The sequence below is a fragment of the Nonomuraea sp. NPDC049141 genome (assembly GCF_040648415.1).
Taxonomy (GTDB): domain Bacteria; phylum Actinomycetota; class Actinomycetes; order Streptosporangiales; family Streptosporangiaceae; genus Nonomuraea.
In genome coordinates this window covers 1-1,665 of sequence record NZ_JBEZDR010000191.1, presented here as the reverse complement: position 1 = coordinate 1,665, position 1,665 = coordinate 1, and the positions used below count along the sequence as shown (strand labels likewise).

Genomic DNA, 1,665 nt, shown 5'->3' with positions numbered 1-1,665 from the left:
GGAACTGTCCGCCCGGCGGCATAGACTCGCCGTGCGATGCATCCTCTCTTCGACATCCCCGCGTCCCCGCCCGCGCCGACGCCTGCCCCGACCTCGCCGCACCGGCCCAGGTCGTCGGCCGTCCACCTCGACCCGCAGGCCCTGGTCGAGGGCCTGAACGGCCCGCAGCGCGACGCCGTCACCCATGCCGGCTCGCCGCTGCTGATCGTGGCCGGTGCGGGCTCGGGCAAGACCCGGGTGCTCACCCACCGGATCGCCTACCTGCTGGCCGCCCGGGACGTGCACCCCGGCGAGATCATCGCGATCACCTTCACCAACAAGGCCGCCGGCGAGATGAAGGAGCGCGTCGCCCACCTGGTGGGTCCCCGCGCCCGCCTGATGTGGGTGTCGACGTTCCATTCGGCGTGCGTACGCATCCTGCGCGCCGAGCACGAGCACGCCGGGCTGAAGTCGACCTTCTCGATCTACGACGCGGACGACTCGCGCCGACTGATGCAGATGGTCGCCAGGGAGCTGGACCTAGACCCGAAGCGCTACCCGGCGCGCGGGCTGGCCGCCCAGGTCTCCAACCTGAAGAACGAGCTGGTCGACCCCGAGGAGTTCGCGGGCCGCGCCAAGGGGCCCAACGAGCGGGCGCTGGCGGAGGCCTACACGCTCTACCAGCGGCGGCTGCGCGAGGCGCACGCGCTGGACTTCGACGACCTGATCATGACGACGGTGCACCTGCTCCAGTCCCACCCGCACGTCGCGGAGAGCTACCGCCGGCGGTTCCGGCACGTCCTGGTCGACGAATACCAGGACACCAACCACGCCCAGTACGTGCTGATCAAGGAGCTGGTCGCCGGCACGGAGGGGATCGAGCCGGCGGAGCTCTGCGTGGTCGGTGACGCCGACCAGTCGATCTACGCGTTCCGGGGCGCCACGATCCGCAACATCCTGGAGTTCGAGCGCGACTTCGGCGACGCCCGGACGATCCTGCTGGAGCAGAACTACCGCTCCACCCAGACCATCCTCAACGCGGCCAACGCGGTGATCGACCGCAACACGTCGCGCAAGCCGAAGCGGCTGTGGAGCGAGGCGGGCGCCGGCGAGCCGATCGTCGGCTACGTGGCCGACACCGAGCACGCCGAGGCCGACTGGGTGGCGCGCGAGATCGACCGGCTGGTCGACGCCGACGAGACCCGCCCCGGTGACGTGGCCGTCTTCTACCGCACCAACGCCCAGTCCCGGGTCTTCGAGGAGGTGTTCATCCGCGTCGGCCTGCCCTACAAGGTGGTCGGCGGGGTGCGCTTCTACGAGCGCAAGGAGGTCCGCGACGCGCTGGCCTACCTGCGCGCGGTGGTCAACGACGACGACACGGTCAGCCTGCGCCGCATCCTCAACACGCCGCGCCGAGGCATCGGCGACCGGGCCGAGGCGTGCGTGGAGGCGCTGTCCAGCCGCGACCGGGTCTCCTTCGGGGCGGCGCTGCGGCGGGCCAAGGACGCCCCGGGCATCTCCGCGCGGGCGGCCAACGGCATCGCCGACTTCGTGGCCCTGCTCGACGGCGCCCGCGAGCTGGCCGAGACGGGCACCCCGGAGGAGGTGCTGGAGGCGCTGCTGACCCGCTCGGGCTACCTCACCGAGCTGGAGGAGAGCCTCGACCCGCAGGACGCGGGGCGGGTC

General features: G+C 71.8%; 1 protein-coding gene. It reads left to right on the top strand.

Annotation, left to right across the window (positions count from 1 at the left end):
• Positions 1–36: 36 nt before the first annotated feature.
• The coding region (locus tag AB0B91_RS65760) for a UvrD-helicase domain-containing protein (protein ID WP_358343169.1) at positions 37–1,665 on the top strand (1,629 nt) is incomplete at its 3' end.